Origin of the sequence: Bradyrhizobium sp. U531 (assembly GCF_051710265.1) — a bacterium.
GTDB lineage: Bacteria > Pseudomonadota > Alphaproteobacteria > Rhizobiales > Xanthobacteraceae > Bradyrhizobium.
On the sequence record NZ_JASVEN010000002.1, the window covers coordinates 632,616 to 645,433 of the forward strand.

Here is a 12,818-nt window from a genome sequence, read left to right on the forward strand (position 1 = left end):
GAGAGTGCGCCATCCCGGGCGGTGCGACTTATTGAGAGCAGTAAGGTTGTTCAATCTCTGATTCAGATCTCATCGACACGATCAAAAGAAATCCGACCCGCCCTTCACTTCTTGAAGCGCGGATCGATGTTGCTCGGATCGATGCCTTTGCCTCCGTCGAAACGAATTTCGTCTGTGTGCCTACTCCAAATTTCTGAAGCTTTACCAAAACATTCGGCTGCAATACCTCTTCGCCAATACGGATGTCGGATAGCCAACTGATGTCGCCAATGACCCCGGCTAAGCCCTTGTTCTCAGGTATGAACCATCGATTTCGATCGTATTGGGCCGAGATGATCCGCATCTTCGGATCTTTGCCGCTATATCGATTTGCGGCAAAACTACATCTCAACCAAAGCCGATCAGTGTCTGCCAAACAGTGTGGCTGCAGTCGAGGGATGTTCCAAAAAATTGCGAGAGGCAATCGAGAGCGTTGAGCTTCCTTGAGAAGATCAATCGGTGAAGCGATGTTCGGGAATCTCGCGAGAATCGCCTCAATATCTTGCCGTGTTTGAATAAGGCTTAGCGCAAAGTGAAATGCAAATTCTTCGTGTAAAGGTTGGCTAAGATGGTTGGCTACCTCAGGATGGTCACGGAAAAAGACGGCATGGCCGATTTCGTGAAGGATAACAAACCGCCTGTTGATATCCGGTAGGCCCTGACGGATAACGATTTCGCGTTCGCGAGTCAGCAAGCCGCGAACCTGCAAACCTCTTACTTCCCTCAATTCTAGGTCCAGTCGCTTCAACAACTGGGGCACAGTCGGTGAATCGTCACCAAACAAATTTCGCTCTCTAAGGGAGTTTGCTGATAAACGGGCAAGCTCGCGAATACTATCGGCGTCCTGTATCGCTCCCCTATCTAGGCGCATTCGATCGCCTCCTCGTTCATCTGCGATGACTAGGAGAGTGTGCCCGACTTCAACCGCTCAGCCAAGTCGTCCAACTCAAACGCCCTCCGCAAAATTTGCTGTTGTTCCCCGGTTTCCACATTGGTGTCATAGTGGAACTGTGTTTTGACCTCCGCCGGGGCATCATATGCAGCGAGCATTCCTGGCGCAGCGAAATGAGAACGCACCTTGGCTACCGCGCGCTTTTCTTGCTGATCTATCGAAGATCCTTGGTCATTATCTGCCATTAGCCTTTCGACCAAATATGCACGCTGCGCATGGTCATCCGGAGCCAGGCTGCCCTGGCTCGCTGTTGTGAGGATCGGTAGCCGAATAAATCTGTCCCAACTTATTGGTCGTGAGACAGTCCCGCCAACAGCGGTGGATAGGCGCTGCATCAGTTCAGCCGCGCCACGATTTTCGACAGGGATATATGGGAACCATGCGGCTTCCTGCAGGGTATCTATTGTCCCATGACTATGGAGGCGCTCGTCTGTGCCGAGATGTGCAAAGCCGGTCCAAAGAGCGCACACAAGAACGTCTACTGCTCTAGAAAGCGACGTTACCTCTTCTCGATATTCAGGATGGACAAGCAGCAGCAATCTCCAGAGCGCCTTGTAGTCCTTTCCTAGTTCGTGGACTTTGGCCGATACAGCTGGATGGTTGCCTAATCGAACGACCCCATCCTTAGTAAAAGCAAATGTTTCTATCCCCTTGGCCTGACTTTTTCTCGGAGGAACGTATAGGAGAAGAGAATCAATCGGCCAGCCTGCTGCCTTCGTCATCTCCAGTTCTAGCTTGTCGCGTAACCCGCGCTCGGACCGAAGCCGCGTTAGTAAAGGGGCGAGCCGCTTTTCAACTTCTTCAGTCTCTTTCAATCCGTCGGTGAGCTTGCCGAACTGTTCGAAAGAAATCGAGAAGCAAACTTTATGTAGCTGTCTGTCAGAAATCGCCTGCAGCATCGCAATGCCGCGCAAGCAGTTTTGTAATTCGTCTCGCTCTCCGGCGTTGACGCATTTCTCGACACGCTGAAAGGCGCTGCTCAACAACAGCGCATGAAGCCCTTCATCGCCGATCTCAGAATCTAACAACGCTTTGGGTACGCAGTCGTCCTTTAGAGACTCTACGCGCTCCTTACCGTCTAACAGGCTCTCGGCTGTGGCTTCTGCTGAAAATTCTTTCTTGTAAAGAAGTCTGCGAGGCTTTCCGATTTCCGGCGGTTGGCCGATCAGACTCATTGCCTTTGCGAACATAGCTGAGGCCGAGACTTTTGCCTTGTGGTAGTATATGATTTCTGCAAACCGGTAGCGCTGACGCACCAGCTCAACAACGCTTGTGCAGACGTCTAGTCGTGCTTTTCCATGACGATCGACCAAAGCAAGAGCCATTCTGAAACATCGGTCACTCGACGCGGGGTCGACGCAAACATAGAAGCTTGATAGCACACGGATTTCGCGAAGGACATCTAACCCCACATTCAATGGATCGCGGCGCAGATAATCTAGATAGTCCGCGCAAATCGTGTTTCCGACGATGTCGGCCATGTATGGTCGAAAAATTTCTGCAGTTTGATCATGCGCTTCTCGGAGCATCTGAAGGAAAGAGTTGGGCTCCCCCTTCTCAAGCTGCGCCTTGAACCGTGCATGACCATCATCTCCCGCATCCTTAAAGAAGCAAATGAGCATTACGACTTGCCAAACTTGCTCCCGTTTCACGCCACAACGCTTAAAGGAAGCTGGATGCAAGTTCTCGTCGGTTAGAATTTGGTGTATCTCGCTTTCGCGCCCCCACAGGTGCGGAGATCTAGGGCTCCTAAAATCATCGTGCTTCTGAAAGATGCCTTCGAACTCATCCTCCAGCGTGTGTCCGAGCGGTACGTGTCCCAAGTCATGAAGGAGCGCGGCCCAAGCCACTAAGTGGCGGAGTACGTCCCACCTTTCGTCTAGACTCCCGCTCGTACAGGGAAGAAAATCTCTAGGGAACACGACGTAACGCGGGTGAACTGCTGTTTTCTTGGTATAGTTGAAGCGCAGTTTATCGACGATTTCAGTTGCGGTATGTGAAGCGCCCATCACGTGACTTAAGCGGGTATGTGTTCCTCCGCGAAATACGAGGTGTGCATAGCCAAGTTGATAGATTCGTCCGAGCCTTTGCATAGCGCTCGTATTGAGAAGCTTTGCGCTCAGCGGATCATAGTGAACGTCTCCGTGAACTTGGTCCCGGTGAACTATAGGCTTCGGTTGGGAATAAGGTGTTTCGAACTCTTGATCTGACTCAAGCGCCCCGTCGCCGACACCGGGAAGTAAAAGTTCGGAATTTCGCCGAATTACCCGCTTTGCCACGGTAAATCCCTCCGAAATGAACGTTCCTTCTCAAGCAATCAATTTTTGCAGTTAATCAAAAATTAAGCAGCCCGCCAAGTGCAACTTGAGCGGGCTGCTTTATGGGTGGGCAGCCTTAGCGCCAATCCCGGACGTCGACGAAGTGACCCGCGATCGCGGCGGCCGCTGCCATCGCCGGAGAGACGAGGTGCGTGCGGCCCTTGAAGCCCTGGCGGCCCTCGAAATTGCGGTTCGAGGTCGAGGCGCAGCGTTCTTCCGGAGCCAGCTTGTCCGGGTTCATCGCCAGGCACATCGAGCAGCCCGGCTCGCGCCATTCGAAGCCGGCCTTGATGAAGATCTTGTCCAGACCTTCAGCCTCGGCCTGCTCCTTCACGAGGCCGGAGCCCGGCACGACCATGGCGTTGACGTGACCCGAGACTTGCTTGCCCTCCGCGATCTTCGCGGCGGCGCGCAGATCCTCGATGCGGCCGTTGGTGCAGGAGCCGATGAAGATGCGGTCGAGCTTGATGTCGGTGATCTTCGTGCCCGCGGTCAGACCCATGTACTTCAGCGCGCGGTGCTTGGAGATGCGCTTGGCCTCGTCGGCGATCTTATCGGGATCGGGCACGAATCCGGTCACCGAGATGACGTCCTCAGGCGACGTGCCCCAGGTCACGATCGGCGGCAGCTTGGCGGCGTCGAGACGCAACTCGTTGTCGAAATGCGCGCCCTCGTCGGAGCGCAGCTTCTCCCAGTAGCGCATCGCCGCGTCCCAGTCGGCGCCCTTTGGGGCCATGGGACGGCCGCGCAAATAGTCGTAGGCCTTCTGGTCGGGCGCAACGAGGCCGGCGCGCGCGCCGCCTTCGATCGACATGTTGCAGACCGTCATGCGGCCTTCCATCGACAACGCGGTGATCGCATCGCCTGCGTATTCCAGCACGTAGCCGGTGCCGCCTGCGGTTCCGATCTCGCCGATGATGGCCAGGATGATGTCCTTGCCCGTCACGCCGTCAGGCAGCTTGCCATCGACGGTGACGCGCATGTTCTTGGCCTTCTTCTGGATCAGCGTCTGCGTCGCCAGCACGTGCTCGACCTCGCTCGTGCCGATGCCGTGCGCGAGCGCGCCGAATGCGCCATGCGTCGAGGTGTGGCTGTCACCGCAGACGATGGTGGTGCCGGGCAGGGTGAAGCCCTGCTCGGGGCCGATGACGTGGACGACGCCCTGGCGCTTGTCGAACTCGTTGTAATATTCGACGCCGAATTCCTTGGCGTTCTCCGCCAGCGCCTTGATCTGCTCGATGCTCTCGGGGTCGGGGTTCGGCTTGGTGCGGTCGGTGGTCGGCACGTTGTGGTCGACGACAGCCAGCGTCTTCTCGGGCGCGTGAACCTTGCGCCCCGTAGCGCGCAGGCCTTCGAATGCCTGCGGCGAGGTCACCTCGTGCACCAGGTGGCGATCGATGTAGAGCAGGCAGGTGCCGTCCTCGGCTTCGTGCACCAGATGGTCGTTCCAGATCTTGTCGTACAATGTGGTGGGCTTGGACATGAGCTTGAGCTCCGAAGGACTATGTGAAGCGGATGTGCGCGGCGAGCGCGCGGGGCAACAAAATCGTCAGCGCAGCTTTTAGGCTGCGCGCGTAAGCTCTGACGTTGCCGAGGTCGCGAAGCGTCCGAAGAACCGGCCGGGCAGCCGCGAGCGATCGTCGATGACGACGCGCTTGGCGGACGAGGTGCTGGTCAGATCTGGAAACATTCCAAGAATATATAGCAGGCCCATTTGGAAGCGCGAGGCCTTTGACGCGCACGGCAGACGCAACAAAAAAGCGCGGGGTTTGGCCCCGCGCTTTTCGAAAAACCTGGCTGGTCGCCGGAGCTTACTCGTTGACGGCCTTGGCGTGCTCAGTCTTCTCGACGATGCGGGCCGACTTGCCGCGGAGGTTGCGGAGATAATAGAGCTTGGCGCGACGCACCTTGCCGCGGCGCACGACCTTGATCGAGTCGATCATCGGCGACATCACCGGGAACACGCGCTCCACGCCTTCGCCGTACGAGATCTTGCGCACGGTGAAGCTCTCGTTGAGGCCACCGCCGGAACGACCGATGCAGACGCCTTCATAGGCCTGCACGCGGGTGCGGTCGCCTTCGACGACCTTCACGTTGACGATCACGGTGTCGCCGGGACCGAATTCCGGAATTTCCTTGCTGGCGGAGAGCTTGTCGAATTGCTCTTTTTCAAGCTGTTGGATCAGGTTCATGGGGTAATCTCCATCGGCGCGCCCAGCCCTGGAAACGGGGGGCTGCGCAAAATTCGTCTATCCAGCCATTGCGGATTTGGCCGCTGCTATAAGGCAAGCCGGAGCGTTTGTCACCCGTCTGTCTTGGTTTTTGGCGTTTTTTGGCGCCTGGCCCGATTCGCCGGCTTGGGCGGGATCCTGGCCCATAAATCGGGCCGTCGGGCCTCTGTGAGGGCTTCCGATTGGGCCCGCCGCCAGCCGGCGACCTTGGCGTGGTCGCCGGAGGTCAGGATCTCCGGGATCGGAACCCCCTCGAACAGCTGCGGCCGGGTGTATTGGGGGTACTCCAGAAGGCCATCGGAGAAGCTTTCCTCGGTTCCCGAAGCTTCCTTGCCCATCACGCCCGGCAGCAGGCGGACACAGGCGTCGATCAGGGCCAAAGCTGCGATCTCGCCGCCGGACAGCACGTAATCGCCGATCGAGACCTCCTCGAGGTCCCGCCCGTCGATCACCCGCTGGTCGATCCCTTCGAAGCGCCCGCAGACGATCAGGGGGCCGGGACCCTGGGCGAGCACCTGAACCCGGGCTTGGGTCAATGGCCGACCCCGGGGGCTCATCAGCAGGCGTGGCCGGTCGGACGCGATCTCCGCCGCGTCGATCGCCGCCGCCAGAACGTCCGCCCGCAGCACCATGCCCGGCCCGCCGCCGGCCGGGGTGTCGTCGACGCTGCGATGGCGGTCGGTGGCGGAAGCGCGGATGTCCCGCGCCTCGATCTGCCAGAGCCCGGATGCCAACGCGCGGCCGGCGAGGCTCACGCCGAGCGGTCCCGGAAACATCTCCGGAAACAGCGTCAGCACCGTCGCGCGCCAGGGTGAGGGATTGGTCATCGGATCTCAGTTCTCGTCGTCCCGGGGGCGCGCGAAGCGCGAGCCCGGGACCCATAACCACCGCACTTCATTTTGCGATGGCTGGAGCTATCAGCTTAGCCAAAAACCACGGACTGTGGTTATGGGTCCCCGCCTTCGCGGGGACGACTCGCGGAGGGAGTGTCGCTGTCGTCCTCGCCCTCGACTTCCTGCGGCAGAGCGATCACCACGCGCCCGCCTTCGAGATCGACCTCCGGCACCACCGCGTTCGTGAACGGCAGCAGCATCGTCGGGCCCTTGAGCGGCGCGATCTCGATGATGTCGCCGGCGCCGAAATTGTGGATCGCGAGCACGCGGCCGAGCTGCTCGCCGCCCGTGGTGACGGCGGCGAGTCCAATCAGGTCGGTGTGGTAATATTCGTCCGCATCCGTCGCGGGCAGCTTGCCGCGCGCGACGTAGAGTTCGATGCCGTTGAGGCGCTCGGCCTCATCGCGGGTCGTGACGCCCTTGAACGTCGCGACCAGATGATCCTTTGCCTCACGCGCCTGCGCGACCTCGAACTGGCGCTTGCCGTCCTTGGACGAAAGCGGGCCGTAACGTTTGATGGCAAAGGGATCTTCGGTGAAGGTCCACAGCTTGACCGCACCGCGCACCCCATGCGCGGCGCCGATCCGCGCGACGCAGACCAGCGCCGACATGATCTAGCCTTAGCCCTTGGCTGCGGCTTCGGCCTGCGCCTTGCGCTCCTTGCGCGGCACGGCCTTCTCGGGGTTGTTGCGCGCTTCGCGCTTCTTCACGCCGGCGGCGTCGAGGAAGCGGGACACGCGGTCCGACGGCTGCGCGCCCTTGGCGAGCCAGGCCTTGACCTTGTCCATGTCGAGCTTCAGGCGGGTCTCGTTGTCCTTCGGCAGCAGCGGGTTGAAATAGCCGAGACGCTCGATGAAGCGGCCATCGCGGGGGAAGCGCGAGTCGGCGACGACGACGTGATAGACGGGACGCTTCTTGGTGCCTGCGCGGGCGAGGCGGATAACGACGGACATTTGAGTTCTCCTTCAAAGTACAGTTTGTTCGGTTGATTGGTATTTTCGCGCCGCGCGGGACATTGACGACCCTCGCGGCGAATTCCTCATTTCTTCTTGCCGGGGAAGCCGCCGAGGCCCGGCAGCGTCGGCTTGCCGCTCATCCCGGTCAGTCCGGGAAGGTTCGGCAGGCCGGTACGAAGTCCCGGCGGCAGATCCTTCGGCAGGCTGGGCAGACCTTGTCCGCCGCCGGCCTGCATCTTTTCCTGCATCGCCTTCATCTCTTCGGGCGAGGGCATCTTCATGCCGCCACCAAAACCCATCGCCTGGGCGATGCCGGCGAGCGGGCCGCGCTTGCCCGAGCCCATGGCCTTCATCACGTCGGCCATGTTCCGGTGCATCTTGAGCAGCTTGTTGACGTGCTCGACGCTCTGGCCCGAGCCTGCGGCGATGCGCTTCTTGCGGCTGGCCTTGAGCAAATCGGGATGACGGCGCTCGTCGCGCGTCATGGAATCGATGATGGCGACCTGGCGCTTCAGGATCTTGTCGTCGATGCCGGCCGCCGCGATCTGGTTCTTCATCTTGGAGATGCCGGGCATCATGCCCATCAGGCCGCTGATGCCGCCCATGTTGGCCATCTGCGACAGCTGCTCGCGCATGTCGTTGAGGTCGAACTGACCCTTGCGCATGCGCTCGGCGGTGCGCGCGGCCTTTTCGGCGTCGATATTGGCGGCGGCACGCTCGACCAGCGAGACCACGTCGCCCATGCCGAGGATGCGGCCGGCGATACGATCAGGATGGAAATCTTCCAGCGCATCGGTCTTTTCACCGGTGCCGATCAGCTTGATCGGCTTGCCGGTGACGGCGCGCATCGACAGCGCGGCGCCGCCGCGGCCGTCGCCGTCAACTCGTGTGAGCACGATGCCGGTGAGGCCGACGCGCTCGTCGAAGGCGCGGGCGAGATTCACGGCGTCCTGGCCGGTGAGCGAGTCCGCGACCAGCAGCACTTCATGCGGGTTCGCAGCGGCTTTGATCGCCGCGGCTTCCGCCATCATGTCTTCGTCGAGCGTGGTGCGGCCGGCGGTGTCGAGCAGCACGATGTCGTAGCCGCCGAGCTTGCCGGCTTCCAGCGCGCGCTTCGCGATCTGCGGCGGCTGCTGGCCGGCGACGATCGGAAGCGTGGGAATGTCGAGGTCGCGGCCGAGTACGGCCAGCTGCTCCATTGCCGCCGGACGATAGACGTCGAGCGAAGCCATCAGGACCTTGCGCTTGTCGCGCTGGACCAGGCGGCGGGCGAGCTTTGCGGTGGTGGTGGTCTTACCCGAGCCCTGCAGACCGACCATCATGATCGGCACCGGCGGCACGGAATTGACGTCGATGGTCTGGCTTTCGGCGCCGAGCGTGTTGATCAGCTCGTCATGGACGATCTTGACCACCATCTGGCCGGGTGTGACCGACTTGACGACGGTGGCGCCGATCGCCTGCTCGCGGACGCGCTCGGTGAAGCTGCGTACCACTTCGAGTGCGACGTCGGCTTCCAGCAGCGCGCGGCGCACCTCGCGCATCGCGGCGTCGACGTCCTTCTCGGTCAGCGCACCGCGCCCCGTCAGACGATCGAGAATTCCGCCAAGCCGTTCCGACAGATTGTCGAACAATGAAGTCGTCCTGTTGCTGTCCCCCAAGATGGAGGAGCGCTCCGCTATTTCACCACTGTCACGCCCCGCGAAGGCGGGGCATCCAGTACGCCGCGGCACCTCGGTTCGACCCGAGCCGCCCCTGGAGTACTGCATCCCCCGCCTTCGCGGGGGATGACCGCTTCCTCAGGCAAACGATCTTCCAAACACCTTTACGCCCGAGGGCGCATCGCGCTGTCGGGCGTTGACCTCCGGCCTCCAGGGCCGGTCGGCGGGTCGAAAAGAAAGCCTTTCCGAGAAAGTGGCGGGGTTAAACGCCGCTCCCGCCCAAAAGTCAAGGAAAGTTAGGGCGTGGCGGCCCCTTTGCCAGGGCAAGGGCTTGAAAAGACGTGCTTTCCGGCGACGGGTTCCTTTTTCGACCGGCCGGCCCATATAGCGGTGATGTCTTACCGCCCCAACCGTCTCTAGAAGCCCGCCCGTGCCGATCACCCGCCGCCGTGTTCTCGGACTGCTTGCCGGCGCCGGCGCGCTGGTCGGCGTCCCCTCGCTCTGGATGTCCTACATGAAAACCTATGACGGCCCGGTCTCCGACCATTTCGACGGCCTGACCTTCTTCGATCCGGACGGCGTGCCGCCAAAGTCGCTGCGCGAGGTGCTGCGCTGGCAGTTCGGCGGCAAGCGGCAGCGGGCGAAATGGCCGGATTGGGCCCCCAGCCCCCATGCCGACACCCCGCCGGCGCGGGTGGACGGCGAAAAGGTGCGGCTCTCCTTCGTCGGCCATGCCAGCTGGCTGATCCAGGCCGGCGGCCTCAACATCCTGGTCGATCCCGTCTGGTCGGAGCGGGTCTCGCCCGTCAGCTTTGCCGGGCCGAAGCGGCACAACGATCCCGGCATCGCCTTCGAGAAGCTGCCGAAGATCGACGTCGTGCTGGTCTCGCATGGCCATTACGATCATTTGGACATCGCGACGCTGTCGCGGCTCGCGAAGAATGATGCGCCGCGCGTGGTCACCCCGCTCGGCAACGACGTCACGATGCGCAGCTCCGATTCCACGATCAAGGTGGAAGCTTTCGACTGGCACGACCGCGTCGAGCTCGGTCGCGGCATTGCCGTGCACCTGGTGCCGACCCGGCACTGGAGCGCGCGCGGTATGCTCGACCGCAACAAGGCGCTGTGGGCGAGTTTCGTGCTGGAGACGCCGGCCGGGAAAATCTATGTCGTCTGCGATTCCGGTTACGGCGATGGCCGGCATTTCCGTCGTGTCGCCGAGAGGCACGGCAAGCTGCGTCTCGCCATCCTTCCCATCGGCGCCTACGAGCCGCGCTGGTTCATGCGCGACCAGCACATGAACCCGGCAGACGCGGTGAAGGCGCTGGGCGATTGCGGCGCCGAGGCCGCGCTCGGGCATCATCACGGCACATTCCAGCTGACGGATGAAGCAATCGATGCCCCGGCGAAGGCGCTGGTGGAGGCGCTGGATGCCGCGCAGATTCCGCAGGATCGGTTCGTGGCGATGAAGCCGGGGCAGGTGGTGGAGATTTAGGTCCTGTACCCACAAACCCGGCGGTGTGATGCGACGAAAGCAATGTCCGCCTTGCTCCTGCAGCGACAAGTTCGTGCGTCACTGCGCCGTTGAACCGGAATGCCTTTGACGCAACAAAACACCATGGATTTGGATCGATCGGAAGACCTTGATTGATCGATGGATGGAGTCGAACCGTGGGATTTTTGCTGAGAATTGTGCTCGCAACCGCTCTCGTGAGCCTTGCTCCAGCCGTCGCCCAGGCGGCGAAGGACCCCGTCGCTTCTCCTGCCGTGCAGAAGGAGTTCGATGGCTTCATCGAAAAGTTTCGCGCGGCGTTGAAGGCAAACGATTCCGCCGCCGTCGCCGGTATGACGCGATTGCCGTTCATGAACGACAAAGCCATTGGCGACGCCGCGCAATTTGCCGCCAAGACCTATCGGACAGAGTTCACGGCGAAAAATCGCGCATGTCTCCAGCGCGGCAAGGCCGTCTATGATCGGGATGACTATAAGAACGACAACTACTTCATCTTCTGTGGCGATCTCATCTTCGTCTTCAGCAAGACGCCGACGGGTTTCCTTTTTACGGATATCAGCGTGAACGACTGATCGAGCAGGTGGTGGAGATTTAGCTCGCTCCACGCGCGCCGCTCGTGCCCCGGACGAAGCGCAGCACGCAGTGATGCGCTGCAGAGCCGGGGCCCATGCCACGGAAATGTACTGTGTAGCTTTCTGGGTCCCGGCTCTGCGCAGCGTCACTGCGTGCCGCAGCGCGTCCGGGACGCGAGAGCTACGGCTCTTTCGCCTTGATCGCCCAGCTCACATTCACCGTCACCGACAGCGTCTCCTCGCCCGGCGCGACGGCGGCGCCTGCGGCCATGGGAGCTACGGCCATGCGGCCCTTGAACAGCGGGACAGGGGCGCCGCCTTCCGACACGCTGAGCGGCGCGCCGAGCGTGACGCCGGTGGCCTTGGCGTAGATCTCGGCCTTGCGGCGCGCATCGGCGACCGCCTGCTCGCGCGCATCGTCGAGCAGTTTCGAAGCCTGCGTCACCTCGAAGGAGATGTTGCCGATGTCGTTGGCGCCGGCGCTGACCAGCGTGTCGATGATGCTGGCGACCTTGGTCACGTCGCGGATCTTCACGGTGACGCGATTGCTGGCGCGGAAGCCGACCACGGGGGATGCGCCGGTGGATTTGTTCTGGCCGTATTGCGGCTGCAGCGACAGGCGCGAGGTTTGATAGTCCTTCTCGGCGATGCCGGCGCCCTTCAGCGCCAGCAGCACCTTGCCCATCGCGGCGTTGTTGGCGTCGGAGGCTTCTTTCGCCGACTTGGCGTCGTTGGCGACGCCGGCATCGATCTGCGCGAGATCGGGCGCGGCGGACACGTTGGCTTCGCCGCTCACCGAAATGGCGGAGACGACGTCGTCGGCAAGCGCGGAGTTTGCCGGCAGCGTGGCGGCGAGGACGGCGGCAAGGGAGGCAACAAATACGGCGGGCTTCTGCATCGGTCTCACTTCAGCGGTACGAAAACGTTGATCACGAGCTTGTCCTCAGCGGTCTTCAGGGGATCGGTGAGGTATTCCTCGATGAAGGTGTCCTTGGCTTCCAGCCTCTTGTCGTCGAGGTGATTGGTGATCGCCTCATAGGTGTTGTCCATGTTGTCGTAGGAGCCGCGATGGACGAATTTCAGCACCTTGCCTTCCGGCGATTTGCCGATGCTCATGTCCTTGGACAGGTTCTTCGGGTCCTGCTCGACCGGAATCTCGGCGAGGAAAGTGAAGCCGGTATCGTCCGTCGAGGTGTAGACGATCATCGCATTGCCGGCGTGCTTGATGCCCTGCTTGTCCAGCAGCGTGTTCAGCGCCTTGAAGGCGTCGATAAGCGTGTCGAAGGCCGAGTCCCAATTCGCGGTGCCCTTGACCATTACGACCTTCTTGGACTCGAGCGTGGTCTCGAGGCCGAACGGGTCGGCGGTCTGCACCGGGGCGGGGGTTGCGGCGGCCGCGGGCGGCGGGGCCGTCGGGCTCGGTGACGCACTGGCGGCGGGTGACGGCGACGCTGTCGGGGCCGGCGAAGCGCTGGCTGCCGGCGACGGAGCGGGTGAGGGGGTGGCTGCCGGCGCAGGCGACGCGCTCGCTGCCGGGGCAGGGGAAGCCGACGGAGCCGGCGAGGGACTTGCCGAGGCGGCCGGTGCCGGGCTCGGGGTCTGCGCCAGACCCTGGGACAGGCCAAGCGACAAGGCCGCAGCCGGGATCAGCGCGGCCAGAGCGAGACGACGAAACCTCAACATTCT

12 protein-coding genes are annotated in these 12,818 nt (G+C 61.6%); 2 read left to right on the plus strand and 10 right to left on the minus strand.

The annotated features are described in order from the left end of the window. Positions 1 to 28 precede the first annotated feature (28 nt). The 8 genes from QRQ56_RS14905 to ffh form a co-directional block, all read right to left on the minus strand. Positions 29 to 910: an ImmA/IrrE family metallo-endopeptidase gene (locus QRQ56_RS14905; protein WP_438741055.1), complete on the minus strand. Its 882-nt coding sequence runs from the start codon at positions 908 to 910 to the stop codon at positions 29 to 31. Between the two features lie 29 nt (positions 911 to 939). After that, the gene (locus QRQ56_RS14910; RefSeq protein ID WP_438741057.1) at positions 940 to 3,270 is read right to left on the minus strand and encodes an HD domain-containing protein; all 2,331 of its coding nucleotides are present in this window, start codon (positions 3,268 to 3,270) and stop codon (positions 940 to 942) included. 115 nt (positions 3,271 to 3,385) lie between these two features. After that, the gene (leuC, locus tag QRQ56_RS14915) at positions 3,386 to 4,792 is read right to left on the minus strand and encodes a 3-isopropylmalate dehydratase large subunit (protein WP_438741059.1); all 1,407 of its coding nucleotides are present in this window, start codon (positions 4,790 to 4,792) and stop codon (positions 3,386 to 3,388) included. 328 nt (positions 4,793 to 5,120) lie between these two features. Beyond that, a complete protein-coding gene (rplS, locus tag QRQ56_RS14920) occupies positions 5,121 to 5,501 on the minus strand; it encodes a 50S ribosomal protein L19 (RefSeq protein ID WP_438741061.1) in 381 nt (126 codons plus the stop codon). A 110-nt stretch (positions 5,502 to 5,611) separates the two neighbouring features. After that, positions 5,612 to 6,367 (minus strand): tRNA (guanosine(37)-N1)-methyltransferase TrmD, encoded by a 756-nt coding sequence (gene trmD / locus QRQ56_RS14925; RefSeq protein WP_438741064.1) that lies wholly within the window; start codon positions 6,365 to 6,367, stop codon positions 5,612 to 5,614. Positions 6,368 to 6,486: 119 nt separating this feature from the next. After that, positions 6,487 to 7,044, minus strand: coding sequence for a ribosome maturation factor RimM (gene rimM, locus QRQ56_RS14930; protein WP_438741067.1), 558 nt, complete (start codon positions 7,042 to 7,044; stop codon positions 6,487 to 6,489). Between the two features lie 9 nt (positions 7,045 to 7,053). Then, on the minus strand, positions 7,054 to 7,386 hold the full coding sequence (gene rpsP / locus QRQ56_RS14935) for a 30S ribosomal protein S16 (protein ID WP_014438992.1): 333 nt from the start codon (positions 7,384 to 7,386) through the stop codon (positions 7,054 to 7,056). A gap of 86 nt (positions 7,387 to 7,472) precedes the next feature. Continuing rightward, a complete protein-coding gene (ffh, locus tag QRQ56_RS14940) occupies positions 7,473 to 9,020 on the minus strand; it encodes a signal recognition particle protein (RefSeq protein ID WP_438741069.1) in 1,548 nt (515 codons plus the stop codon). A gap of 457 nt (positions 9,021 to 9,477) precedes the next feature. Between ffh and QRQ56_RS14945 the strand changes: the two genes are divergently transcribed. Further along, complete coding sequence (locus QRQ56_RS14945) at positions 9,478 to 10,542, plus strand: MBL fold metallo-hydrolase (RefSeq protein ID WP_438741070.1); 1,065 nt, start codon at positions 9,478 to 9,480, stop codon at positions 10,540 to 10,542. A gap of 176 nt (positions 10,543 to 10,718) precedes the next feature. Further along, positions 10,719 to 11,132 carry a hypothetical protein gene (locus QRQ56_RS14950; RefSeq protein ID WP_438741072.1) on the plus strand — a complete coding sequence of 138 codons (414 nt, stop codon included), beginning with the start codon at positions 10,719 to 10,721 and terminating at the stop codon, positions 11,130 to 11,132. 181 nt (positions 11,133 to 11,313) lie between these two features. On the opposite strand, the gene QRQ56_RS14955 is transcribed toward QRQ56_RS14950, so the two are convergent. Next, complete coding sequence (locus tag QRQ56_RS14955) at positions 11,314 to 12,030, minus strand: SIMPL domain-containing protein (RefSeq protein ID WP_438741073.1); 717 nt, start codon at positions 12,028 to 12,030, stop codon at positions 11,314 to 11,316. A 5-nt stretch (positions 12,031 to 12,035) separates the two neighbouring features. Further along, a complete protein-coding gene (locus QRQ56_RS14960) occupies positions 12,036 to 12,815 on the minus strand; it encodes a GyrI-like domain-containing protein (RefSeq protein WP_438741076.1) in 780 nt (259 codons plus the stop codon). Positions 12,816 to 12,818: the final 3 nt, after the last annotated feature.

Excerpts from the sequence above, each read along its gene's own strand:
- trmD (WP_438741064.1), bottom strand. The coding sequence starts at position 6,367 with ATGACCAATCCCTCACCCTGGCGCGCGACGGTGCTGACGCTGTTTCCG.
- QRQ56_RS14955 (WP_438741073.1), bottom strand. The coding sequence starts at position 12,030 with ATGCAGAAGCCCGCCGTATTTGTTGCCTCCCTTGCCGCCGTCCTCGCC.
- QRQ56_RS14960 (WP_438741076.1), bottom strand. The coding sequence starts at position 12,815 with ATGTTGAGGTTTCGTCGTCTCGCTCTGGCCGCGCTGATCCCGGCTGCG.
- leuC (WP_438741059.1), bottom strand. The coding sequence starts at position 4,792 with ATGTCCAAGCCCACCACATTGTACGACAAGATCTGGAACGACCATCTG.
- QRQ56_RS14905 (WP_438741055.1), bottom strand. The coding sequence starts at position 910 with ATGCGCCTAGATAGGGGAGCGATACAGGACGCCGATAGTATTCGCGAG.
- rimM (WP_438741067.1), bottom strand. The coding sequence starts at position 7,044 with ATGTCGGCGCTGGTCTGCGTCGCGCGGATCGGCGCCGCGCATGGGGTG.
- rpsP (WP_014438992.1), bottom strand. The coding sequence starts at position 7,386 with ATGTCCGTCGTTATCCGCCTCGCCCGCGCAGGCACCAAGAAGCGTCCC.
- rplS (WP_438741061.1), bottom strand. The coding sequence starts at position 5,501 with ATGAACCTGATCCAACAGCTTGAAAAAGAGCAATTCGACAAGCTCTCC.